Here is a 23,914-nt window from a genome sequence, read left to right on the forward strand (position 1 = left end):
GGTAATTATTGCTTTAATTATCATAGTTCTTTTTTTATGCGGTTTATTATATTATCACCATCAGGCTTTTAAGCCTTTCCGCTGTGATGCTCAGGTTATTTCACATATAGAACAAGACGGCATTAAAATAGATCTAAATGTTAACACTAACATTATCATAACGTTACACGATGAAGCAACTTTCTATTTTGCAGGTTCGCTAAAAGTGGATGAGCATGAATACATCGTTAATAGAACAGAATTTGTTAAATTAAATAGATCAGAATTAAACGGCATAAAGAAAACTAAAATCACACACAGTGAAATAAACAAAAATGACACATTGCCTGAAGAGATATGGGTACGGCACATCCTACCAAGAGCGCCAGGAACTGAGTTTTATACTAAAATAGCGAGTGTCAATAGTAATGGCGTGTTATTCCAGGTACTTTCCAATCCTCTCCTGATTTGTGTTCGAAACGACAATTAAGACCGATTATTTATATTAAATCGCTTATGCAATATAAGCGATTTTGGGGTTTCGGGGATAACGGAACCCCAAATGACGGTTAAGGTGTTCTCGTACCGACTAAAATCCCTTGGAAAAACCAACCGTATCAGGTTGGTTTTTTATCTCTGCCATTCACCTTTCTCACAAGACGCCGTTCAGTCACACAGGTTTTACTACGTACCCATAGGTAAATTAGGGTAAAATTTACGCTCTCATCAGCGTGACGAATCTGAACGAGTGACACGCTGAAAACAATACAGATTCTAATAATCTCAGGAGAACAGCATGCCTGAAGCAACCCCTTTTCAGGTGCTCATTGTGGATGATCATCCGCTTATGCGGCGAGGAATTCGTCAATTACTGGAGCTGGATAGCGCATTTAACGTCATTGCCGAAGCCGGTGATGGCGCGAGCGCTATCGATCTGGCAAACCGTCTTGACGTAGACTTGATCCTGCTTGATCTCAATATGAAGGGCATGAGTGGGCTGGATACCCTGAATGCGTTGCGTCGGGATGGCGTTACCGCGCAAATCATTATTCTCACTGTTTCCGACGCTGCCAGCGACGTTTACGCCTTGATCGACGCGGGTGCTGATGGTTATTTGCTGAAAGACAGCGACCCTGAAGTTCTGCTGGACGCTATTCGCAAAGGCGCGAACGGCGGCAACGTCTTCAGTGATCGCGTCAGTGAGTACTTGCGTGAGCGGGAAATGTTTGGTGCTGAAGAAGATCCCTTCAGCATGCTGACTGAACGTGAGCTGGATGTTCTGCATGAACTGGCTCAGGGACTGTCTAACAAGCAGATTGCCTCTGTGCTGAACATCTCAGAACAAACTGTTAAGGTGCATATCCGCAATCTGTTGCGTAAGCTCAACGTGCGTTCACGCGTTGCGGCGACGATTCTGTTTCTGCAAACACGCGGCCTGCATTAAAGAACAACATGCCGGATAAGGCTGCTTATCCGGCAATCAGCCGATTACTCTGCCTGGGGTGACAGTTGCTGTATCGCCTGTTTAATACTGCGTTCAATCACCGCCCTGCGCGTATCGTTAGCAGGCAGTAATTTCAGCATCATTTCCCAGGCCGCCACCGCCTCGCCATACCGCTGCTGCTCAAAGGCATTAAACGCATACATGCTTAACACCCGAACGTTAGCATGATCGCTTCTCACCAACTGGCGCAGTAACTCTCCGCCCTGACGATTATCATCAGGATCGGAAGAGCGCGTTAACGCTTCGGCATAACCCAGCGCAGCGTCACTGTTTTTAGGATCCAGCCGATAAGCATTGGCATAAGCTTGCGTTGCCGTGCTGGCATTTCCCAGCACCATGCCGATACGTCCAAGCATAATCCAGCCTTCGGTATTACCCTCATCGCTTTGCAGACGAGTACGTAAGCCCAGTGCCAGACGCGTCATCTCTTCTTCATTGAGCGGTTGAGCCTTCGGGTCCAGCGCCCGTTCAAGCAGGGCTGGCGTCTGTGCGGTGGCCTGTTGCCAGATTTTCACCTGCGCATAATTGCCGGTCTGATAATAGCTGACCGCTCCCACGACAGTGGCAATCACAACCCCAGGAATATAGATACCCAACCCGGTACGTTTCTCCCCTGCGGGGAGTTCGTCAGGAAACGTTTCCCGTTTCAATCGAACACGGCGACGCGAACGGGCAAAAATAATCCAGCCCCCCGCACCGATAGCGACTGCCGGCAGAACCCACAGCAACAGGGTCAGCGGGGTTAACGGCGGATCGTAAGTGACAAAATTACCGTAACGCGCCACCATATAATCGACGATCTCTTGCTGGCTTTTTCCTTCCTGCATGAGCTCGTACACTTTTTGCCGCAGGTCGGTGGCAATCATCGAGTTGGAATCGGCAATGCTGTTGTTCTGACATTTCGGACAACGCAATTGCTCGGTGAGCTGACGGAACTGTTGCTCCTGCGACTCATCCTTAAACTGCATCACATCAATGGTGGCCAGCGCTGAGCCGGAGATCACCAGCATCAGCATCCCCAATAAAAATCTCATTGCGCGGCCTCCTTGCTGTATTTCTCCCACAGCGGCTTGATTTCGCTTTCCCACACCCGCGCGTTAAGATCGCCCGCATGACGGTAACGAATGATCCCCTTCCCGTCGATCAGAAAGGTTTCTGGCGCACCATACACCCCCAGATCGAGGCCAAGCATGCCGTCACCATCAAACAGACTAAGTGCGTAAGGGTTGCCTAACTCTTTCAGCCAGACGATCGCTTTCTGGCGGTCATCTTTGTAGTTCAGCCCCACCACCCGGACACCCTGCGCCGAAAGCTGATTCAGATATTGATGCTCTGCACGACAGGTCGGGCACCAGGTCGCCCAGACGTTAAGCAATACCGGTTTGCCCTGCGTTAAGACATCCGCCTGATAATGCTGACCGGGATTCTCCAGCGATTCCAGCCGGAATGTCGGTACCGGTTTGCCAATCAACGCCGATTCCAGCCGGGTCGGATCGTCCCCTTCCGCATTACGCGCCAGCTGCCATAACAGCGCAGCAGCGATGACGAGGAAAATAACAAAAGGTATCAACAGTACGTTGCGCTTCATACAACCTCCGGCGCGGTGTTACGCGAACAAGCACGCTTGCGATAACGTGGGTCAAACAGGCAGAAAAGCCCGCCCAGCGCCATCAGCAACCCACCCGCCCATATCCAACGAATAAACGGTTTGTAATACAACCGCACGGCCCATGCGCCGTTATCCAGCTCTTCGCCAAGTGCTGCGTACAAATCACGGGTGATACCACCATCAATCGCCGCTTCCGTCATCATTGAACTGGTACTGTTGTAGAAGCGTTTTTCCGCATGGAGCGTTGCTTCTGCTTTACCGTCCCGGGTTACGCCGATGATGGCCACGCCGCCACGATAATTTGGCCCGGTGATATCCCTGACTTCACGAAACGTAAAGCGATATTCGTGAATATCCACGCTATCACCCGCCTTCATGCGCACATCACGTTCAACGCTGTAGTTCTGGCTAAAGGCAATCCCCACCAGCGTCACCGCCAGTCCAACATGTCCGGCCACCATTCCCCAATGGCTGAGGCTCATTTTGGTGCCGCGCGAGATACGCAGCGCCACTTCCGCCATCGCCAGCACAAAGACCCAGCTTGCCATTGCCAGTCCGACGACCGTCATCGCGACAATTTTGTTCTCAAACAGCCAGGGCAGTAACAGTGAGAGCACCAGCGTGCTGACCAACGCGATAATCAGTAACGTTTTGATTTTACGCGGTCTGTCGCGGCCCCAGCGAACCAGCGGTCCGATCCCCAGCAGCAGGGCAAATGGCGCCATCAGCCAGGTAAACATGGTATTGAAGAACGGTTCGCCGATTGAAATGCTGCCCAGCCCTAACTGCTTATGCACCAGCGGCAGCAGCGTACCCAATAGCACTACCAGCATGGCGGCAATGAGCAGCACGTTGTTGCCCAGCAGCAGTGACTCGCGTGACCACAGGGCGTTATTCACCCTGGAGCGGACTTTATGCCCACGCGTGGCGAACAGCAGTAACGAGCCGCCAATCACCAGCACCATAAAGGCGAGGATGAACATCCCGCGGGAAGGATCGGAGGCAAACGCGTGAACAGAGACCAGTACGCCTGAACGCACCAGGAAGGTCCCCAGCAGACAAAGCGAGAAAGCGCAGATCGAGAGCAGCAGCGTCCAGGCTTTAAAGCTGGCGCGCTGTTCCGCCACCGCCAGCGAATGCATCAGCGCGGTGCCCACCAGCCACGGCATAAATGAGGCGTTTTCCACCGGATCCCAGAACCACCAGCCGCCCCAGCCCAGCTCGTAATACGCCCAGGCGGATCCCAACACAATTCCGAGCGTCAGGAAAACCCACGCGGCCAGCGTCCAGGGGCGGGAGAAGCGTGCAAACGTGCTGTCCAGACGCCCACTCATCAACGAGGCGATAGCAAAGGCAAACGCCACCGAGAAACCCACATAGCCCATATACAACAGCGGTGGATGGAAAATGAGGCCAGGATCCTGCAACAGCGGATTTAAATCGCGCCCTTCAATGGGGAAGTCCGGCAATGTACGGGCGAAAGGATTCGAGGTGAACAGAATAAACAGCAGAAAACCGACGCTCACCATGCCCATAACCGCCAGCACACGCGCGACGATATCCAGCGGCATCCGCTGGCTGAACAGCGCGACGGCAAACGTCCAGCCGCTCATCAGTAGCACCCACAACAGCAACGAGCCTTCGTGAGCGCCCCAGGTGGCCGCCACACGATACCAGACCGGCAGTTGCGTGTTGGAATTACTGGCCACGTAGGTCACGGTAAAATCGTTCACCACGAACGCATTCACCAGCACCATGAAAGCACCCACGACACAAATAAACAGCAGCCATGCGAAAGGTCGCGCTGACGCCATCATTCGCACATCGCCGCGCGCCACACCCCATAGCGGGTAAATCGAGAGCAATAACGCCACGCCAAGCGCCAGGCACAGCAGTGCGTTGCCAATCTCAGGCATCATGAGGCTTTATCCTTGTAGACGCTTTCCGGACGACGATGGTTTTCCTGCATCGCTTTTTCCACTTCGGGCGGCGTGTAGTTTTCATCATGTTTGGCCAGCACTTCTTTTGCCTGAACATGATTGTTCTCCCCGAGCACACCCTGTACCACCACCCCCTGCCCTTCGCGGAACAGATCCGGCAGAATGCCTTCGTAAGTAACGTCCACCACGCCTTCGGCGTCATAAATGCTGAAGTTAACTTTGAGCGAATCCGGATTCCGTTTCACACTTCCCGGCATCACCATGCCACCGACACGCAAGCGCTGGCCGACCTCTGGCAACTGCTGCGTTTCGCGCTTGCCGTAAATAATCTCGCCCGGCGTGTAAAACAGGTCGATGTTGGAACGCAGCGCATACAGCACCAGCGTGATGGTCAGCGCCAGACCGCCCAGTACGGCAACCGCTATCCACAAGCGATTTTTACGTCGAATATTCACGCGACCTCCTGTTGCGTCTGTACCGCTCGCATTCGGGCTTCGCGCGCGTTCTGTTGCGCCACGCCGCGTATAATCGCCCGGTGCTGTAAGACGGTATGCAACACCACTCCCCCCAGCGAAATCAGCGTCATCACGACCGCCAGCCAGACATAAAAGGCGTAACCGCCCATTGCGAAGAAATCACTCCAGGATGCAAATGCGCTGGTCATTGGCGGCCTCTTTTTAATATCAGTTCGCTCACCCACGGGCGGCGTTTTTCCATCATCAGGATCAGGTTGCGCATACGCATCAACGCCAGGGTCATAAACAGCAGCAGATAACCCACAATCGCCAGACGAAGCGGAGCGCGCATCGCCGGATCAATGCTTTGTTGCATACGCGTCGAACCCTGATGCAGCGTGTTCCACCACTCCACCGAGTAATGAATAATCGGTAAGTTCACCACGCCAATCAGCACCAGAATACCTGCCGCACGACCCGCCAGACGGCGGTCGTCAAACGCATGCCACAGCGCGATGGCGCCGACGTAGAGAAACAGCAGCACCAGCTCTGAAGTGAGTCGGGCATCCCATACCCACCAGGTTCCCCACATCGGTTTGCCCCATGCGGAACCGGTGACCAGCGCAATAAAGGTAAACACGGCACCCACCGGCGCCATCGCCGCCACCGCCAGGTTGGCCATTTTCATCTGCCAGACCAGGCCGATAAACGCGGCAACCGCCATTGAGGCGTAGATCCCCATCGACCAGATCGCCGCCGGCACATGCAGATAAATAATCCGGTAACTTTGTCCCTGCTGATAATCCGCAGGGGCGAAGCCGAATCCCCAGATCCAGCCCGTCGCCAACACCACCACAGTGGCAATCGCCAGCCACGGAACAAAATAACCACAGATCTGATAGAGCCGTGGCGGGATCGCTAGTTGATGAAGTGTTTTCCACATAATTCAGTCACCAGACTCAAACAAAAAAGTTAAAAACCGCGTTACTGCAAACTGATGCGTAACGCTGCCGCCGTCGCAAAAGGACTTAACGTCGCGCTGCCTGCCAGCAGTGCGCCGAGGATCGCCATGTATCCCTCAACAGGCAAATGCATGGATGCCGCATCCATCGCGGCGGTTGCAAAAATTAATAATGGGATCGTCAGCGGCAACACCAGCACACTCAGCAATACGCCGCCACGCCTGAGTCCTACCGTCAGCCCCACGCCCGGCGCGCCGAGAAAGCTCAGCGTCGGCGTCCCCAGCAACAATGTCAGCGCCATGACCTTCCAGCCGTAGACGTCCATTCCCAGCAGCAACGCCACCAGGGGGGAGAGAATCAACAGCGGCAATCCGGTCACCATCCAGTGCGCCATCACCTTCGCCAGCACCACAGCCGGTAACGGTATGGGCAGCAGCATCAGTTGTTCCAGGCTGCCGTCCTGTAAATCATCACGAAACAGCCGCTCCAGCGCCAGCAGCGAAGAGAGCAGCGCGGCGACCCAGATAATGCCAGGCGCAATGCGCGCCAGCAGCTGCGGCTCCGGGCCAATACTTAACGGAAACAGGGTGATAACAATCAGAAAGAACCATAACGGATTGGCGATCTCCGCACTATGACGGAACGCAACTCGCAGTTCGAGACGGAAAATTCGCCACATCATTGCCCGGCCCTCTCACTGGTCAGCGCAATGCGGCGGATCCTGTCGGTATCCACATTCATCGGCTGATGGGTGGTCAGAATCACTATCCCGCCCTGGTCGGTATGATGCGCCATCCGCTGCGTCAGGCGTTCCACGCCGTTCACATCGATGGCGGTAAAAGGTTCGTCGAGGATCCAGAGAGTGGCCCGGGTAAGCCACAGGCGCGCCAGCGCAACGCGGCGCTGCTGTCCGGCAGAGAGTTGGTTAACAGGGATGTCTTCGTAGCCAGCCAGTCCGGCCTGTGCCAGGGCTTCCAGGCACTGTGAGATATCGCCGTCCTGATGGAAAAAACGCAGGTTTTCCAACGCCGAAAGCCGGGTTTTAATCCCCGGCTGATGTCCGATCCACAGCAGATCCTGATGGTAGCTATCCCGTACGTTGCGTAGTGGTTGCTCTTGCCAGTAGACCTCCCCGGCATCAGGGCGAGCCAGCCCGGTCAGCAAGCGCAGGAGCGTGGTTTTCCCTGCGCCGTTGCCTCCGGTAATTTGTACCCATTCCCCGGCCTTCACGCAAAACGACAGTCCACTAAACAATATTCTGTCGTCGCGCTCGCAGAGGAGTTCTCTGGCTTCAAGTATTCCCACTCATCAACATCCTGTTAAAAGCCTGGTTTCACGTCGCGCATATCCGGGAGTTTATGCGCTATACCTTTGTGACAATCGATACAGGTTTGCCCCTCTTTCACCGCCTGATCGTGCATTTTCGCCGCGACACCTTTCTGTGCCGTTAAATCCATAAATTCGAAGTTGTGGCAATTGCGACACTCTTGCGAGTTGTTGTCTTTCATTCGCCGCCACTCATTTTGCGCCATGGTCAGTCGATGATCTTCAAATTTCTGCGGAGTATCTATAAGACCAAATGCCTTTGCATACAGCTCTTTACTGGCTTTGATCTTACGGATCATTTTCGGACCCCACTCGTGCGGAACGTGACAATCGGGACACGTTGCGCGCACGCCGCTGCGGTTGTTGTAGTGTACGGTTTCCATATATTCCTGATACACCGTATTACGCATTTCGTGGCAGCTGATGCAGAACTCTTCGGTGTTGGCTTTTTCCATACCGGTGTTGAAACCGCCCCAGAAAATAATGCCGCCGACAAAACCGATTAACAGTAACGTGCCCAGTGCCAGACGGCTGGGTCGACGCCACCATTGCCAGACGCGCTTAATGACACCCGGTTTACGGTTAGAATTTTCCATAATGACCTCTTATTTCCCGTAACCTTTCGAGGGCGTAAACGTGTTTTCAACAATCGGCGCTGCGTCTGCCTGTGGTACGTGGCACTGCAAACAGAAATAGCGGCGCGGCGCGACTTCACCTGACACTTTGCCGTCGCTATCCATAAAGTGCGTCGGGCTGATACGCGGCGCCCCCGTGGTGCGATAGCTTTCTACACCGTGACATTGCAGGCAGCGGTTGGTGTTGGTGGTTACCTGGTATCCGTCTACGCTGTGTGGAACCATAGGGGGCTGATTGACATAGTTCAGCGGCAGGCGCTCCTGCTCTTTAGGCATACGAATTGCCCCTTCCTGCGTCCCAGACACTTCTGGCGACTGGCTCAGATCTACTCCGTTTGCTGCCCAAACCGCACTACTGACAACCAGGGCCAGCCCGGCCGTCCACTGACACAGTGCTTTAATCAGGTCATGGCTTTTCATGATTTCGCTCCCGAACTCCATCGTGTTGTTATTGTAAAAACGTCCTCAGAACAGACATCCACGCAACGACCGCAGGTCATGCAGTCGCGGCTGGTGACCTGCACCGGGCTTTGCTCATCCAGCACCGGCGCACGTAGCACATGCGGTTCCGGGCAAACATGAAAACAATCCATACAGCGGTTACATTTCTGTCTGTCTTTCGCCGTAACGGTCAGCGCGCCGTGACTTCCCAGCACGCCATACAGTGCGCCTAAAGGACAGAGATGCCCGCACCAGCCGTGTTCAACGACCAGTAGATCAAATAAAAACAGAGCGATAATCAGCAGTGCGCCGCTACCGAATCCCATCACCAGGCTTCGCCCCAGCAGAGAAACCGGATTGATCCATTCCCACAGTAGCGTTCCAGTCAGGGCCGAGCCTACCAACACCACAACCAGAAGCACGTACCGTATATGACGAGGAAGGCTCGCGGACTGATTCAGGTCAAACCTTCTGCGTAGCCAGTTAGCAAAATCGGTAACGGGATTCAGAGGGCAGACCCAACTGCAAAATAATCGCTTTCCGGCAAGGGCATACAGCACCGTAATGATCACCGCCCCGGTCAGCGCAACCGTGGCGGGTAAATGTCCGCTGGCCAGGCTTTGCAAGACGATCAGCGGATCGGTGAACGGGATGGCGTCGAACAGCAAACTGCTGCTGTAGTTGCCGTGGAGGATCCACACGCCAAACCACGGGCCGCTCAGAAACATTCCCAGCACCAGCAATTGACTCACGCGACGAAAAACCAACCAGCGATGGCTGAGCCACCAGCCTTTTTTCACCCGGGCTTCACGCCCGGCATCACGTTTACGATTTGCCATCGTTTCCCTCCAGCCAGCCAAAACGGTAGTGGTGACCCAACTCCCCTTTCGCCAGCGACAGCGGCAATACTTTTATTGCCGGTTGCTCCAGGACACAGACTTTTTCGCACTTACCGCAGCCCGTGCAGGCGTCGCTGTGAACGGTAGGAAGGAAACGCGCATGCTTACCTGTGCGCATATTGCGCTCCAGTTCCAGGGTGATCGCCTCATCGATTTTTGGGCATTCGCGATAGCAGACGTCGCAACGCAATCCCTGAAAGTTGAGGCAGTTCTCCTGATCCAGCAATACCGCCAGCCCCATGCGGGAATTATCAATTGAGCTAATCTCCCGGTCCAGCGCCCCACTTGGACACACTTTGGCGCACGGAATGTCTTCACACATTTCGCAGGGGATGTCGCGGGCGATGAAATACGGCGTTCCGGCGGCCAGCCCGGAGGCCAGCGTCGCCAGTTTTAGCGTGTCATACGGGCATGCCTGAACGCACTGCCCGCACCGTACACAGGCGCTGGCAAACGCGTTTTCAGCGATGGCGCCCGGTGGTCGCAACCGCACGCCCGTTGCGCGTGCGGTTTGCTGCTGTAACCCCAGCGCCACGCCAACGGCAGCCAGCCCGCCTGCTGCGCGAACCATATCGCGCAGAAAGCGGCGGCGGCCATTTTGCGATTTTGCTGACCGGGACATGCCGTATTACACCTTCGCCAGTTTCACTGCGCACTTCTTGAAATCCGTCTCTTTGGAGAGAGGATCCGTCGCATCCAGCGTTAGGTTATTCACCAGCTGTGCGGCATCGAAGAACGGCATATACACCAGCCCCTGCGGCGGACGGTTACGCCCACGGGTTTCGACAATCGAAATCACCTCGCCACGACGAGAGACGACTTTCACTTTGTCACCACGGCGCAGGTCACGGGCTTTCGCATCCAGCGGATGAATGAACAGCACCGACTCCGGGAACGCACGGTGCAGCTCAGGCACACGGCGCGTCATACTGCCGGTGTGCCAGTGTTCCAGCACGCGACCAGTAGAAAGCCACAGGTCGTACTCTTTATCCGGCGCTTCTGCCGCAGGTTCAAACGGCAGCGCGAAGATCACCGCTTTGCCATCCGGCTTGCCGTAAAACTTGTAGCCTTCACCCGCTTTCACATACGGATCGTGGCCTTCGCTGTAACGCCACAGCGTCTCTTTCCCGTCGACCACCGGCCAGCGTATACCGCGTGCTTTGTGATAATCATCGAACGGGGCGAGATCGTGACCGTGTCCGCGACCAAACCAGGCGTACTCTTCAAATAACCCTTTTTGCAGGTAGAAACCCAGCTCGCGGGATTCATCATTAAGTTGATCTTCCGCGAGCTCTGTCAGTGGGAATTTGCTTACCGCAGGGGTGGCGAACAGCACGTCATACAACGTTTTACCGCGCAGTTCCGGTTTCTGCGCCAGCAGCGCTTCCGGCCAGACCTCTTCAGTTTTGAAACGGCGGGCGAACTGAACCAGTTGCCACAGGTCAGATTTCGCTTCACCCGGCGCTTTAATCTGTTGGCGCCAGAACTGGGTACGGCGCTCGGCGTTGCCGTAAGCCCCTTCTTTTTCAACCCACATCGCCGTCGGCAGGATCAGGTCGGCGGCCAGCGCGCTGACGGTTGGGTAAGGATCAGAGACAATGATGAAGTTGCGCGGATCGCGCCAGCCCGGCATACGCTCTTCGTTGATGTTCGGTCCGGCCTGCATGTTGTTGGTGCACATCGTCCAGTAGACGTTCAGCTTGCCGTCTTTCAGCGCACGGTCCTGCGCCACCGCGTGTAAACCGATTTTCGCCGGAATGGTGCCCGCCGGGATCTGCCAGTGTTTCTCACAGATGTCACGGTGCTTCTCATTGGTCACCACCATATCCGCAGGCAGACGGTGGGCGAAAGTCCCCACTTCACGGGCGGTACCACAGGCGGAGGGCTGACCGGTCAGGGAGAACGGTCCACAGCCAGGTTGCGAAATTTTACCGGTCAGCAGGTGCAGGTTGTAGACCAGGTTGTTGGCCCACACGCCGCGCGTGTGCTGGTTAAAGCCCATCGTCCAGTAGGAGATCACTTTCTTCTTCGGATCGGCATACAACTGCGCCAGCTGTTCCAGCTGATCTTTCGGTACGCCGGTCATTTCGGCGGTTTTTTCCAGCGTGTACTCCGCGACGAACGCTTTGTACTCGTCAAAGCTAATCGGCTCAGAAGCGTCGGAACCCGGGTTTTTCGCCGCTTTCTCCAGCGGATGGGTTGGACGCAAGCCATAGCCGATGTCCGTCGCCCCTTTGCGCAGGTTGACGTGTTTACTGAAGAAATCCTGATTAACCGCGTCGTTCTGAATAATGTAATTTGCGATGTAGTTGAGGATCACCAGATCGGTTTGCGGTGTAAACACCATACCGTTATCCGCCAGCTCAAAACTACGATGCTGGAAAGTGGACAGCACAGCCACGCTCACATTGGGATCGGACAAACGACGGTTGGTAATACGCGACCACAGAATCGGGTGCATCTCCGCCATATTCGCGCCCCAAAGCACAAACGCGTCGGCCTGCTCGATATCGTCATAGCAGCCCATTGGCTCATCCATACCGAAGGTACGCATAAAGCCTACCACCGCCGATGCCATGCAGTGGCGGGCGTTCGGATCGATGTTGTTCGAACGGAAACCGGCTTTGAACAGTTTCGCCGCCGCGTAGCCTTCCCAAACTGTCCACTGACCGGAACCAAACATCCCTACTGATTCGGGTCCTTTCTCTTTCAAAGAGGTTTTGAATTTTTCTTCCATGATGTCGAAGGCCTGGTCCCAGCTAATCGGGGTAAACTCGCCTTCTTTATTGAACTTGCCGTCTTTCATACGCAGCATCGGCTGCGTTAAACGGTCTTTTCCGTACATGATTTTCGGCAGAAAGTAACCCTTGATGCAGTTAAGCCCACGGTTAACTGGCGCATCAGGATCACCCTGACACGCCACAACGCGCCCCTGCTGAGTCCCCACCAGCACGCCGCAACCCGTTCCGCAAAAACGGCACGGCGCTTTGTCCCACTTGATGGCTTCCTGCTGACCGACCACGGCGCGGGCAACGCCCGGCACGCTGAGTCCGGCAGCCGCCGCAGCGGCCGCAACGGCGTTAGCTTTCATAAAGCTACGACGACTGATTTTCATGGTGTTTCCTCACCTTGCTCATCCTGCTGGTGATAAACCAGCGACACCGCCAGCACGCCCGCAACGTTGCGTACCGACTCAATTGTTTGCATCAGCGTTTCGCTGTGTTCTGCTTCTACCACCACGATCAACTGACCGCTTTCCACATCACTAAGGGCAACTTCGCAGCCAGAAAACTGCTGTAATTGCGCGCTGATGTCGGTGATATGCTGGCTTTTTGCCTGAACTACCAGGCTACAAACCTGCCAGTTAGTGTGCATGGTTGTACTCCGCATTAATGGCTGACACCGGGCAACTGGCGACACACGCCCCGCATCCACTGCATGCCTGATTGTTAAGTTGCGGTTGATAAATGCCCGACAGCGTGGGGCGAAACGTGATAGCCATCGGTTCACAGCTGTCCTGGCAGCGATGACACTCAACAGACTGGTATGCCAGGCAATCTTGCCCAAGGGTAAAATTCAGATCCCAGGCCCTGGTGTGGCGCGGAAGAAAAAGAGATTCGGTACAGGCTTGCGCGCAGGCATAACAAAAGCTGCACTCGCCCTGTTTGAAATTTACGCTTGGGTAGCCACCCTGGCCTCGCTGCAGGATGTTGTTCTCACATGCCTGAATGCAGGCGTCGCAACGGGTACAATTTGCCAGAAAGTGTGAGACTTCCCCGCTCCACGGCGGACAGATCCCGTTACTGGCTTTGCGCCAGGCGCCTGTCAACATGCCTCGACGGGATAGTTCAACCATGACATTGTCCTTCCATAACGACGCTCATTCAGGGGAGTGAACGACAATAAAAACCGCACTTTTTATGAGTTGTAATTTTTAGGTGTACGATATTTCAGGATGTGAAAGAGGTGCATACCCCGATAGGGGTAAATGCTGTTGCCGGATCAAAAGAGTGTAGGATTGCCGTGGGGTAATGTGCTTTTGCTCACATTTCAGCAGGTTATCTTTCAACCCTCACCCGCAAGAGATAAAACAGAGAATTATCCTATTTAAAATAACCAATTCGACATATAGCACCAAATCAACACCAAACCACTCATACAATACACTTAAAATATAAGTAAATTTAGATTAATAAGAATTGTGAATATGTTACGCTGCGCGAAATCGTTCATAAGCGAGAAAAAGGAAATATTGTGAACAATAAAATGAAGACCCTTGTTCCTGCGGTACTGTTGGCCGCTTTCGCCAGTACTTCAGCCCTGGCTACCGCTCAAGAGGCAAATTCTCAACCGCTGGAAAAAGTCGCGCCCTATCCGAAGGCAGAGAAAGGCATGAAACGTCAGGTTATCCAGCTCACGCCTGAACAGGATGAATCTACCCTCAAAGTAGAGCTGTTAATCGGTCAAACGCTGGAAGTAGATTGCAACCGTCATCGTCTTGGCGGACAGCTGGAAAGCAAAACGCTGGAAGGCTGGGGCTACAACTATTACGTCGTTGATAAAGTCTCGTCTCCTGTTTCAACCATGATGGCCTGCCCGGATGGCAAAAAAGAGAAAAAATTCGTGACCGCCTATTTGGGTGATACCGGGATGCTGCGCTACAACAGCAAACTGCCTATCGTGGTATATACCCCGGAAAACGTAGAAGTGAAATACCGCATCTGGAAAGCAGACGAAAACGTTCAGAACGCAGTAGAGCGTTAATACGTTTGTTCAGAGATAAAAAAAACCTGCCGAAGCAGGTTTTTTTATTTTACAGCGCGATATCTGCGACTGCTTTACGCTCTGGCTGAGCCTGAGGTTTCAGTTGCGGTGTCGGCGCTGCGTCCGCCACCTGAGGTTTGTCATATTTCAGACCCAGCACCTTACTGGTGTACTGCAACTCTTGTTCCGTCGCCTCAACGTTACCGTTCAGTTTTGTACCGTATGACGGCACAATCGTTTTCAGCTTCGCCTGCCATTGCGGTGTAGCGACTTTATCTTTAAACACTTTTTCCATCAGATGCAGCATGATCGGTGCCGCGGTTGACGCACCCGGTGACGCGCCCAGCAGTGCCGCAATGGTACCGTCTTTGTCGCTCACCACTTCAGTGCCCAGACGCAGTACGCCGCCTTTGTCTGCATCACGTTTGATGATCTGCACACGCTGACCCGCCTGCCACAGACGCCAGTCTTCTTTCTTCGCCTGCGGATAGTACTCTTTCAGCGCCTCAAAACGGTCGTCATCGCTCAGCATCACCTGGCTAATCAGGTATTTCACCAGATCAAAGTTGTCCAGCCCCACGTTCACCATTGGCATAAAGTTCGATGTCGTAGTTGAACTCATCAGATCCCACAGCGAACCGTTTTTCAGGAATTTGGTAGAGAAGGTCGCAAATGGCCCAAACAGCACAACGCGTTTACCATCCAGAACACGGGTGTCGATATGAGGGACCGACATCGGCGGTGCGCCGACAGAAGCCTGACCATACACTTTCGCCAGGTGGCGATTCACCACATCCGGGTTATCCGAGACGAGGAACTGACCGCCCACCGGGAATCCGGCATAGCCATCGGCTTCCGGAATTCCGGACTCCTGCATCAGTTTCAGCGCCGCACCACCGGCCCCGATAAAGACAAACTTCGCTTTGATGTCGTGCTCTGCTTCACCATTTTTCAGGTCGGCAACAGTCACGGTCCAGGTATTATCGGCGTTACGCTTAAAGCCACGCACTTCCGTGCTCACTTGCAGCGCAAAGTTCGGTTTCTTCTGTAACGATGCGATCAGCTGACGGGTAATTTCGCCGTAGTTCACGTCAGTACCGATTTCAGTACGCGTGGCGGCCACTTTCTGTTTCGGATCGCGTCCTTCCATTACCAGCGGCGCCCACTCTTTGATCTGCGCGTGGTCTTCGGAGTAACGCATACCGCGGAACAGGGTGCTCTGCTGGAGCGCCGCATAGCGGGCGCGCAGGAAGTTCACGTTCTCGTCGCCCCAGACAAAGCTCATGTGCGGAACGGTCGTGATAAAGGAGCGCGGATCGTGAAGTACGCCGCTGTTAACCTGATGTGCCCAGAACTGGCGAGAAATCTGGAAGGATTCGTTGATGTCGACGGCTTTTTCAATGCTGATGGAACCATCGGCTTTCTTCGGCGTGTAGTTCAGCTCCATAAGTGCAGAGTGGCCTGTCCCGGCGTTATTCCAGCCGTTTGAGCTCTCCTGCGCAACACCATCCAGTCGCTCAACCATGGTCATAGACCAGTCCGGCTCCAGCTCCTGTAGATACGTCCCCAGGGTGGCGCTCATAATGCCGCCGCCAATCAACAGTACATCCGTCTCCTGCTCTTCGGTCGCTTTCGCTTTTGCTGCCATAGAAACAACATTCAGCCCCACGGCCAGGGTGAAGAGCATGGCCGTCGCTTTTTTCATCATGTTAATGCCTTACTTTGAGTATCGCTTTTCGCTTTTATGCAGGTGAGAATCTAACGGCACTAACGTTAACATTTAAGTCATAAAATTTAAATATTGTTTATAACTTATATTAAAATTTTAAAGTTATTGTTGTTAATTTGAATATTTATCAGCCTACAGAAGAAAAATGGTCGCCAGTCCAAGAAAAATGAAGAAGCCGCCGGTGTCCGTTAGCGCCGTGATCATAACGCTGGAGCCAACCGCCGGGTCGCGCCCAAACTTCAGCATCGCCATGGGAATGATGACCCCCATCAACGCGGCGACTAACAGATTGAGCACCATTGCCAACGTCATCACCGCCCCCAGTGCCATGTCGTCATACAGCCACCAGGTCACGCCCCCCATGATCCCGCCCCAGACCAGGCCATTGATCAACGCAACGCCCATCTCGCGCAGGATCAGAAAGGTTAAATTTCCCGGCTGAATATGCTGCAACGCCAGCGCCCGCACGATCATGGTGATCGTTTGATTCCCGGTATTTCCCCCGATCCCGGCGACAATCGGCATCAGGGAGGCCAGCGCGACCAGCTGTGAAATGGTGTGTTCAAAACCATCAATCACGCGGGAGGCGATAAACGCAGTACACAAATTGATGGCCAGCCACGCCCAGCGGGTTTTCACGGCTTTTGTTACCGGGGCAAAGACGTCTTCCTCCGCGCTTAATCCCCCCATGCGCCGCAGATCGGTATCTGTTTCTTCATACACCACATCAACAATTTCATCGATGGTTAAGCGCCCCATCAACTTACCGGACGTATCCACTACTGCCGCGCTGACCAGGTTGTCACGTTCGAAGGTTCGCGCTGCGTTCTCGGCTTTGTCTTCCGGGGCGAAGGTCATCGGGTCATCATTCATGACCTCACTCACCTTTTTCTGCGTATCGTTGAGCAAAATGCAGGTTAACGTCAGCTCGCCGACGAGCGTTTTTTTCCGATTGATAACAAAGAGTTTATCGGTGTTTTCTGGCATTTTTCCCAGTCGGCGTAAATACCGCTGCACCGCTTCTAAGGTCACATCCGGGCGCACCGTAATGACTTCGAATTCCATGATTGCGCCAACGCGATTCTTCCCGTAGTGCATAACCTGACGCACGCGGGCACGCTCTTCCGGCGGTAATGTCGCCAGCAATCTCCCCGTGAGATTTCGCGGCAAATGCTGCACCAGATAAATCTGTTCATCGATGTCGAGATTCTGCAACGCATCCAGCAGCGCACGGTCGGTCATTTCGTCAATCAAATCGTCCCAGACGTTTTCTGAGGCTTCAATCAACACCTTGCCGCGTTTTTCACTGTCCACCAGTCGCCACAGTGCATGACGCTCTTCGGAAGGCAATGCTTCCAGGGTGTCGGCGAGATCGGCAGGCGGCAGGTGAGCGACCAACGCCCCTACCTCAGCAATATCGTCGGATAACGTACCGACGTCATATTGCTCAGCCAGGGTGAGTTTACCTAACAGGGTGGAAATAACGGCTTTATCGGTGGTCAGCAACCAGATGAGGCGGGCACGCTCTTCATCACGTTGCCTGGCGGTATTTTTCGTTGTTACGGTCATGAGTTATAAATCCAAATTATGGAATGCCAGTAAGGATGGCCCCCAAAAATGTAAATAACAATAAACGGTCAACGAGGTTGGATAAAAAAACGGCGTTATACAGGGGATCGAAGGCCCGATAAGCGTTGCACTATCGGGCCTGGGAGGTCAGGCGGTACGCGCAACCGCGTCACGCGAGGCGGCGTCACGTTCATCACCCACCAGTTCGCTAAGCTGCCCATTGCGCATTTCGAGCAGGCGGTCGGCGTGGATGAAATAGTGATCATCGTGGCTGATGGCAAAAATGGTTTTTCCCATATCCTGCATGAGCGGCAGCAACACCTGGTAGAATTCGCGACGGAAGTGCGGATCCTGATCGGCGGCCCACTCATCCAACAGAATAATGTCACGCTCTTCCGCCAGCGCCAGTAGCAGCGCCACGCGTTTTTTCTGCCCCTTTGACAGCTTCAGGTTGAGAATGCGTCCATCGCTTAACTCGAGTTTGTGCGCCATTTTCAGGTGTTCAAGCCATTTATCTACCAGTGCAGAATCGGCGGGTTTTCCTTCCGGTCCCAACAGCTGATCAAACAGCCAGACATCGGTAAATACGGCGGAAAAAAGCTTACGATAGTCTTCCGGTTTATCCACCGGGACCGCTTCGCCATCCAGCAAAATTTCACCGGATTGCGGCTGGTATAACCCGGTCAACAACATCGCCAGCGTCGATTTTCCGCTCCCGTTGCCGCCAATCAGGAACAGCAACTCCCCCCGATGAATGGTCAGATTGACCGGCCCCACCGAAAATGCATTGTCCTGGTAACGGAACATGACGTTACGCAACTCCAGCGTCTTCCAGTCAGGGAATGCTTTGGGGCGTGGGAATTCGGCTTTAAACGGCGCCAGAGAAAATTTATTGAGTTTATTGAACGCCACCTGGGCAGTGAGCAATGTCGGTAATGCCCCCACCGCAGATAACAGCGGCGTACGCAGGAAAAGCAGCGTCAGGGAGTAAGTTGCGGCTACGTTAGTGTCTGCCCAACCGAGGCTATTCGCCATCCAGAAAACCAGACCAATCGCCCCTAACATCATGATATTCGACCAGTTGACGGCACTGAGATGGAAGGTGTCCGCGCGAATAATGTGGTGACGATACTCTTTAGCATCCGGCACATAGAGCTGGTTAAAAATATGTTCCGCGCGCTCACGGTTCAGCGTCAGCTCTTTACGCCCTTCCAGCACGGTCTGATAGTCGTTATACAGTTTGTCTTCCGTTTCGCGCAGCGTCGCCATATGTTTGTAAACCCGCGCCACCAGCACGAACCCACCCCAGATGGTTACCGCCACCCAGATTGCGGTGACCAGCAACATTTTGGTTGAGAGCATGGCGAGATAGGCCGCAGATCCGAGGGTCAGGATGATGCCCTGCACCAGTTCAGGCAAGCGCACAAACGCAATGGTGATGTTGCGGATGTCGCTGGTTAAGCCAGCGAGTAACGAAGCACTGCCCAGTTGTTCGATACGTTCTACACGGGTATCCAGAATACGTTTGATAAACTCGCTGCGCAGACGGTAGACAAAATGGTGTCCCAACGTCGTCAGCGCCAGCTGTGATCCCAGCGTCACCACCATCAACAACAGCAGCAATCCGAGAAATTCCGGTAATACCCTCAGCGAGACGTCGACCGTTTCGATCAGACGTTGATTGATAAAGGCAATCAGCCCAATCCCCAACGCAGCACTGGCGAGGCTGAGCGCCATGACGCTGATAAATGGCCAGCGATACTGCCGCCAGACAAGAAGAAGAAGTTCCATTCAGATAACCCGGACAAGTAATAACAGCCCGCAGTTTAAACATCTCAACGCCGACAGCAATAATAATTCTTATTTATATTCCCTTTTACCCGCCTGCCGGAATGTCAGATTGTAGCGATAGTCGGCGGTCAAAGGATGAAAGCCTGATTTAAGCGGTTGTATACCATGATAAAATAATCTGGATTCACCGCCCCAGACCACAACATCGCCATGCTCCAGCAGCAGCCGTTTTAACGGATCATTGCGATGCAAACCACCAAACTGGAAGATAGCGGGCAACCCCAGAGAAACCGAGACAATCGGCGCTCGCAGATCCGGTTCATCTTTATCCTGATGCAGCGACAACTTCGCCCCCGGTGCATAACGGTTGATCAGACAAGCGTCTGGCGTAAAGTCGGGATAACCTGCTGCGGTTGCTGCCTGTTGGCACAGGCTGGCGAAAGCCTCAGGCAAGGGCGGCCAGCGTTTGCCCGTCAGCGGGTCGACGGGCGAATACAGATAACCGTGCTGATCGGTGGTCCAGCCCAGCGGACCGCAGTTGGTCATCGCCACTGACATGGTGTACCCGCCGGGTGTGACCATATGGCGAAACGGTGACTGACTGGCAATCGCCAAAATATCCTGCAGCAGTCTCTGCGCCGTGCTGAAAGCAAAGCGACGCAGGATAACCGCACCTGGTGCCAGCGGCTCTTGCCAGGGCTCAGCGTCCGCAAACAGATCCAGCATCATGACTCCCCTGCTTGCGTCTCGCGCTTAAGCAATTGCGCCTTACGCGCCACGCCCCAGCGATAGCCGGAAAGCGAGCCATCCCCCCGCACCACGCGATGACAGGGGATCACTATCGCCAGTTTATTTGCCCCACAGGCGCTGGCAACGGCACGGACCGCTTTCGGTTTTCCAATGGCGTTGGCAAGCTGCTGATAGCTGACCGTTTCGCCGCAAGGAATGGTACGCAATGCCTGCCAGACCTGTTGCTGAAATGCCGTCCCCTGGATGTCCAGCGGTAAAGTAAGTGGGGTGTTGCGGGCGTTAATACTGGTAATCACCTGCTGTACCCGTTGCTGAAAATCCGCATCCGCAGGCTCATCACGTGCGGCGGGAAACATTTCATGCAGTCCGGCGATAAGCCCGGCATCGTCGTCACCTAACAGGATCGCACAGATCCCGCGTTCGCTTTCCGCCACCAGGCAGCGACCCAACGCACAGTCCGCCATGGCATAGCGAACGGTAACCTTGTCGCCTCCTTTGCGAAACTGCTTCGCCGTCATGCCTAATGTTTCATCGGCTTTACGGTAATAGCTGCTGCTATCAGGATAACCGGCGTTGAGAACCGCCTGCGTCACCGTCTCCCCTTTTACCAGCGCGTCACGCAAACGGCGGGCACGCCAGGACTGCTGCCACGCTTTCGGGGTCATTCCCGTCGTTGCTTTAAACAAACGGTGTAAATGAAACGGACTCATGGCAACGTTCTGCGCCAGAGCCTCTAGCGTGATGGGCGTATCCTGTTCCAGCAAATGACACGCGCGGGTGATTTTATCCAGCCGCTGTTGATGGGCATTTTCTTTGTCTGGCTGGCAACGTTTGCAGGGACGGAACCCTGCGGTCAGCGCTTCACGGGCATCAACGAAAAAACGGACGTTTTTACGCAGGGCATGCTTCGCCCGACAGGAGGGTCTGCAGAAGATCCCCGTCGTCATCACCGCAAAGACAAACTGGCCGTCAGCATCAGGATCACGATCCATTACCGACTGCCAGCGTTGATCATCGTTAACTCGTAAGACATTTTTCATCATGGACTCCTTCGGTAAGCATAGTGCTTAGTGTGTCCACAAACCATCGAACGAAAACCCGCAATCTTGCTTTTTAATTTTTCTCGCTGATGAGGAAACCCTTAAACTGCGGAGACATCCAGGTTTTAAAGCCGTCGTCTTCTTTGACGATCATGTAAACGGCCAGCCCTTCACGGCGAACCACCTCTTTCGCTTTTTCCGTGCCGAGTACCATCAGCCCGGTATCCCAGCTATCAGCTTCCAGCGCCGTCGGGGCGATCACCGTCACCGACACCAGGTTATGCTCAATAGGACGTCCGGTTTGCGGATCAATAACATGAGATACGCGTTTACCGTCCAGTTCATAATAGTTGCGATAGCTTCCGGACGTGCTGATGCCATGCCCGTTGATATCGACAACCGCCTGGACCGCATTTTCTTGATCGGTCGGTTTTTGGATAGCCACCCGCCACGGATGCCCTTCGGCATTCATTCCCCGACTGCTCAACGCGCCACCAACAGAAACCAGATAGCGGGAGATACCTTCCTGCTCCATCAGATACGCCAGGTGATCCGCCGCATATCCCTCGCCAACGGTGGAGAGATCGACATACAAGTCCGCGATATCTTTTTGCAGATACTGTTGCCGCGCCTGCTCAATAACCGTCAGATGCTCCAGTCCGGTTTTGGCTTTTGCAGCGTTAATCTGTTCCTCCGTTGGGATCGTCACCGGCTGTTGTTCCGGGCCAAAGCCCCACAGATTGACCAACGGACCGACGGTAATGTCCATCGCCCCATCCGTTTTCGCGCCAATACGCAACGCGGTGGTGATAATATCGGCCATCGCTTCACTGACGGGCCAGGGTGAAAGACTTTGCGACTGATTAAAGCGCATTAATGCGGAGTCATTTTTATAGGTGGAGAGCAGTTGGTCATCTGCATCAAGCTGGGTCTGAATCCGGACCTTTAGCTCCTGGAGGCGTTTGGCATCGACGCCCACAACACTGACACGCCAGAAGGTTCCCATCGTTTTACCTTCCAGCACCTGCGCCTCGGGAACCGGTTTAACGGGTTTTGGGGCATTATCGCACCCCACAAAAAAGATCGTGGCAGCCAACAGGACTGTCCGAAAAAAAGTCATTTCCATACGTGATTATCCTCATGCGAACGGGCGCAAGAGTACACCAAAAACCGTTGTTTGTACGCCGGAAAAAAGGCATTAAAAAAGGGCCCGCAGGCCCTTTGGTCGACAAAACCGACAATTAGAACTGGTAAACCAGGCCCAGAGCGACGATGTCATCGGTGCTGATACCGGCATCGTTGGTAAAGCGGTTGTCATCCAGCAGGTTGATTTTGTAATCAACATAGGTGGACATGTTTTTGTTGAAGTAGTAAGTCGCGCCAACTTCAACATATTTCAGGATGTCCTGATCGCCGTAACCACGGCCCAGGTCTTTACCTTTGGACTGCAGGTAAGCCACGGACGGGCGCAGACCGAAATCGAACTGGTACTGTGCAACCGCTTCGAAGTTCTGTGCTTTGTTAGCCCAACCCAGATCGCCAGTGCGAGTCGCGTTGTAAGTCTGGGTGTATTGTGCAGCCAGGTAAACGTTGTTGGCATCATATTTCAGACCACCAGTGTAGGTCTCAGCACGAGAACCGGTACCGATATAGGTGCCATCGTTCTGATCGTGGGTACGGTTAGAACCAGAAACCGCAGCACCGATACCGAAGCCTTCACCGATATCATAAGTGATAGAACCACCAACGCCTTCGTCGTTCTGGCGCAGAGCATCGCGACCGTTGTTGGTCTGGTCTTCACCGCTTGGGCTACCGTTTTTACCCTGATACTGGATAGCGAAGTTCAGGCCATCAACCATACCGAAGAAGTCAGAGTTACGGTAGGTCGCGAAGCCGTTACCACGCTGTTGCATGAAGTTGTCAGAACCGTAGGTGTCGCCGCCGTATTCCGGCAGAACGTCGGTCCAGGAGGTCACGTCGTAAACCACACCGTAGTTACGACCGTAGTCGAATGAACCTGCATCACCGAATTTCAGACCCGCAAACGCCAGACGGGTCCAGGAATCATTTTGGTTTTCAGAGGTGTTACCCTGAATCTGGTATTCCCACTGGCCGTAACCGGTCAGTTGGTCGTTTACCTGGGTTTCGCCTTTGAAGCCAAGACGCATGTAGGTCTGATCGCCATCAACGCTGTCATCATCGGAGAAATAGTGCAGACCGTCGACTTTACCGTACAGGTCTAATTTGTTGCCGTCTTTGTTATAAATTTCGGCCGCATTCGCGGTACCCGCTACCAGCAGAGCCGGTACCAGGAGGGACAGTACTTTAACTTTCATTTTGTAAACCCTCTGTTATATGCCTTTATTTGCTTTTTTTATTGCCACTGCATTCTGGTTAACCCTCATTAACCAGTCGGCAACTTCATTCTCCTCAAAATGACAAAATAATCCAACACGAATATGATACTAAAACTTTTAAAATGTTTCATTTATCCATACAGATGTTTCAGAATGTTAATTTC

Annotated in this window: 25 protein-coding genes; 3 read left to right on the forward strand and 22 right to left on the reverse strand. The window is 53.8% G+C overall.

Features of this window, described 5'->3' with window-relative positions; all coding sequences use genetic code 11:
• Both NNO04_RS19690 and narP read left to right on the forward strand, forming a co-directional pair.
• The coding region (locus tag NNO04_RS19690; RefSeq protein WP_271446088.1) for a hypothetical protein at window positions 1-469 on the forward strand (469 nt) is incomplete at its 5' end.
• A gap of 306 nt (window positions 470-775) precedes the next feature.
• Window positions 776-1,423 (forward strand): nitrate/nitrite response regulator protein NarP, encoded by a 648-nt coding sequence (gene narP / locus NNO04_RS19695; RefSeq protein ID WP_271446089.1) that lies wholly within the window; start codon window positions 776-778, stop codon window positions 1,421-1,423.
• A 44-nt stretch (window positions 1,424-1,467) separates the two neighbouring features.
• Here the strand turns inward: narP and NNO04_RS19700 are convergent, their stop codons facing one another.
• The 15 genes from NNO04_RS19700 to napF are packed head-to-tail and all read right to left on the reverse strand — an operon-like array spanning window position 1,468 to window position 13,606.
• Entirely contained in the window at window positions 1,468-2,517 is a 1,050-nt protein-coding gene (locus NNO04_RS19700; RefSeq protein WP_271446090.1) for a cytochrome c-type biogenesis protein CcmH, read from the reverse strand.
• Window positions 2,514-3,071 carry a thiol:disulfide interchange protein DsbE gene (gene dsbE, locus NNO04_RS19705; protein WP_271446091.1) on the reverse strand — a complete coding sequence of 186 codons (558 nt, stop codon included), beginning with the start codon at window positions 3,069-3,071 and terminating at the stop codon, window positions 2,514-2,516. Before dsbE ends, NNO04_RS19700 begins: the two co-directional genes overlap by 4 nt.
• Window positions 3,068-5,011: a heme lyase CcmF/NrfE family subunit gene (locus tag NNO04_RS19710; protein ID WP_271446092.1), complete on the reverse strand. Its 1,944-nt coding sequence runs from the start codon at window positions 5,009-5,011 to the stop codon at window positions 3,068-3,070. Before NNO04_RS19710 ends, dsbE begins: the two co-directional genes overlap by 4 nt.
• The gene (gene ccmE, locus NNO04_RS19715; protein ID WP_271446093.1) at window positions 5,008-5,487 is read right to left on the reverse strand and encodes a cytochrome c maturation protein CcmE; all 480 of its coding nucleotides are present in this window, start codon (window positions 5,485-5,487) and stop codon (window positions 5,008-5,010) included. Before ccmE ends, NNO04_RS19710 begins: the two co-directional genes overlap by 4 nt.
• Window positions 5,484-5,696: a heme exporter protein CcmD gene (ccmD, locus tag NNO04_RS19720; protein ID WP_271446094.1), complete on the reverse strand. Its 213-nt coding sequence runs from the start codon at window positions 5,694-5,696 to the stop codon at window positions 5,484-5,486. The genes ccmE and ccmD overlap by 4 nt, the downstream gene beginning before the upstream one ends.
• Complete coding sequence (locus NNO04_RS19725; protein WP_271446095.1) at window positions 5,693-6,430, reverse strand: heme ABC transporter permease; 738 nt, start codon at window positions 6,428-6,430, stop codon at window positions 5,693-5,695. The genes ccmD and NNO04_RS19725 overlap by 4 nt, the downstream gene beginning before the upstream one ends.
• A 41-nt stretch (window positions 6,431-6,471) precedes the next feature.
• Window positions 6,472-7,131 carry a heme exporter protein CcmB gene (ccmB, locus tag NNO04_RS19730; protein ID WP_271446096.1) on the reverse strand — a complete coding sequence of 220 codons (660 nt, stop codon included), beginning with the start codon at window positions 7,129-7,131 and terminating at the stop codon, window positions 6,472-6,474.
• Window positions 7,128-7,754 carry a cytochrome c biogenesis heme-transporting ATPase CcmA gene (ccmA, locus tag NNO04_RS19735; protein ID WP_271446097.1) on the reverse strand — a complete coding sequence of 209 codons (627 nt, stop codon included), beginning with the start codon at window positions 7,752-7,754 and terminating at the stop codon, window positions 7,128-7,130. Before ccmA ends, ccmB begins: the two co-directional genes overlap by 4 nt.
• Window positions 7,755-7,768: 14 nt before the next feature.
• Window positions 7,769-8,371, reverse strand: coding sequence for a cytochrome c-type protein NapC (napC, locus tag NNO04_RS19740; protein WP_192612841.1), 603 nt, complete (start codon window positions 8,369-8,371; stop codon window positions 7,769-7,771).
• Between the two features lie 9 nt (window positions 8,372-8,380).
• Window positions 8,381-8,830, reverse strand: coding sequence for a nitrate reductase cytochrome c-type subunit (napB, locus tag NNO04_RS19745; RefSeq protein ID WP_192612842.1), 450 nt, complete (start codon window positions 8,828-8,830; stop codon window positions 8,381-8,383).
• The gene (gene napH, locus NNO04_RS19750; protein WP_271446098.1) at window positions 8,827-9,690 is read right to left on the reverse strand and encodes a quinol dehydrogenase ferredoxin subunit NapH; all 864 of its coding nucleotides are present in this window, start codon (window positions 9,688-9,690) and stop codon (window positions 8,827-8,829) included. The genes napB and napH overlap by 4 nt, the downstream gene beginning before the upstream one ends.
• A complete protein-coding gene (gene napG / locus NNO04_RS19755; RefSeq protein ID WP_271446099.1) occupies window positions 9,677-10,372 on the reverse strand; it encodes a ferredoxin-type protein NapG in 696 nt (231 codons plus the stop codon). Before napG ends, napH begins: the two co-directional genes overlap by 14 nt.
• Window positions 10,373-10,378: 6 nt before the next feature.
• Window positions 10,379-12,865 (reverse strand): nitrate reductase catalytic subunit NapA, encoded by a 2,487-nt coding sequence (napA, locus tag NNO04_RS19760; protein WP_271446100.1) that lies wholly within the window; start codon window positions 12,863-12,865, stop codon window positions 10,379-10,381.
• A complete protein-coding gene (gene napD, locus NNO04_RS19765; RefSeq protein WP_162379194.1) occupies window positions 12,862-13,125 on the reverse strand; it encodes a chaperone NapD in 264 nt (87 codons plus the stop codon). The genes napA and napD overlap by 4 nt, the downstream gene beginning before the upstream one ends.
• A complete protein-coding gene (napF, locus tag NNO04_RS19770; protein ID WP_271446101.1) occupies window positions 13,115-13,606 on the reverse strand; it encodes a ferredoxin-type protein NapF in 492 nt (163 codons plus the stop codon). Before napF ends, napD begins: the two co-directional genes overlap by 11 nt.
• 410 nt (window positions 13,607-14,016) lie before the next feature.
• Between napF and eco the strand changes: the two genes are divergently transcribed.
• Entirely contained in the window at window positions 14,017-14,514 is a 498-nt protein-coding gene (gene eco / locus NNO04_RS19775) for a serine protease inhibitor ecotin (protein WP_271446106.1), read from the forward strand.
• Between the two features lie 49 nt (window positions 14,515-14,563).
• On the opposite strand, the gene mqo is transcribed toward eco, so the two are convergent.
• The 7 genes from mqo to NNO04_RS19810 all read right to left on the reverse strand — a co-directional run bounded on the left by mqo (window position 14,564) and on the right by NNO04_RS19810 (window position 23,729).
• On the reverse strand, window positions 14,564-16,219 hold the full coding sequence (gene mqo, locus NNO04_RS19780) for a malate dehydrogenase (quinone) (RefSeq protein WP_271446107.1): 1,656 nt from the start codon (window positions 16,217-16,219) through the stop codon (window positions 14,564-14,566).
• Between the two features lie 156 nt (window positions 16,220-16,375).
• Window positions 16,376-17,812, reverse strand: a complete 1,437-nt coding sequence (gene mgtE / locus NNO04_RS19785) for a magnesium transporter (protein ID WP_271446102.1) — start codon at window positions 17,810-17,812, stop codon at window positions 16,376-16,378.
• A gap of 147 nt (window positions 17,813-17,959) precedes the next feature.
• On the reverse strand, window positions 17,960-19,603 hold the full coding sequence (locus tag NNO04_RS19790) for a multidrug ABC transporter permease/ATP-binding protein (protein ID WP_271446103.1): 1,644 nt from the start codon (window positions 19,601-19,603) through the stop codon (window positions 17,960-17,962).
• A gap of 69 nt (window positions 19,604-19,672) precedes the next feature.
• Complete coding sequence (alkB, locus tag NNO04_RS19795) at window positions 19,673-20,329, reverse strand: DNA oxidative demethylase AlkB (RefSeq protein ID WP_271446108.1); 657 nt, start codon at window positions 20,327-20,329, stop codon at window positions 19,673-19,675.
• A complete protein-coding gene (ada, locus tag NNO04_RS19800; protein WP_271446109.1) occupies window positions 20,329-21,393 on the reverse strand; it encodes a bifunctional DNA-binding transcriptional regulator/O6-methylguanine-DNA methyltransferase Ada in 1,065 nt (354 codons plus the stop codon). Before ada ends, alkB begins: the two co-directional genes overlap by 1 nt.
• A 73-nt stretch (window positions 21,394-21,466) precedes the next feature.
• Window positions 21,467-22,519, reverse strand: coding sequence for an FAD:protein FMN transferase ApbE (gene apbE, locus NNO04_RS19805; protein ID WP_271446104.1), 1,053 nt, complete (start codon window positions 22,517-22,519; stop codon window positions 21,467-21,469).
• Window positions 22,520-22,634: 115 nt separating this feature from the next.
• Complete coding sequence (locus tag NNO04_RS19810) at window positions 22,635-23,729, reverse strand: porin OmpC (protein WP_271446105.1); 1,095 nt, start codon at window positions 23,727-23,729, stop codon at window positions 22,635-22,637.
• Between the last annotated feature and the right edge of the window lie 185 nt (window positions 23,730-23,914).

This window comes from Citrobacter sp. Awk 4 (genome assembly GCF_028069725.1).
In the GTDB taxonomy this organism is placed as follows: Bacteria; Pseudomonadota; Gammaproteobacteria; order Enterobacterales; family Enterobacteriaceae; genus Citrobacter_D.